General features: G+C 28.2%; 1 pseudogene. It reads left to right on the plus strand.

From position 1 onward, the window contains the following. A pseudogene (locus KQI94_RS16890) lies at positions 1–469 on the plus strand (replication protein RepA); the annotation flags it as partial. Positions 470–649: the final 180 nt, after the last annotated feature.

Genomic DNA, 649 nt, shown 5'->3' on the forward strand with positions numbered 1-649 from the left:
AATTGCGAAAATCGCAGACAATCTATTCTATACTTCTTATTTAGATACATTAGATACATTAGATACTAAAAAAGAAGCCTTGCAGCAACAATTATTGCTCGATCAGTTTTCAGAAGTCCAAGAGAACACTTTCCTAAGCAAAGATAGCTTAAAATTTATTGCTGCCTTTTCTGATACTATTCAAGAAGCCCATGAAATGGTTGGAACAATTATACGTGCTAAAACTAAAGTTGAAAAAGAATACAATGTTGTTTTAATTGGGGAAGATTATCAAGATGAAATAGACAAATGTTTGCGACGAGTGATGCATAAAATCAAGACAGATTCTACTGTTAAAAGTCCTAAAGGTTTATTTTACAAGTCTTTTTACAATTTATTTGTTGAATGTGCGTTAGAAAAAGAAAATATAAAAAATAGGGATAATTCTAAAGGTTCTGAAATCACTTTGCATAATTGGCTTGAAAAATAAGTAACTGACTCATTTGTTTGGATAAATTTCATTCTGTATTTTGTATCCCTTTTAAAGTTTATTTGATAAAATTGTAAATATAATAGCTATTAATTGGTTATTTTATTTGTATATCGCTAGAATTAGTTAGCAAATTTAAACTACGGAGGTTGATAAAAATGAAGAAGTACAAGAAGTTTT

Origin of the sequence: Enterococcus sp. S183_ASV_20 (genome assembly GCF_018919685.1) — a bacterium.
Taxonomy (GTDB): Bacteria; Bacillota; Bacilli; order Lactobacillales; family Enterococcaceae; genus Enterococcus; species Enterococcus faecalis.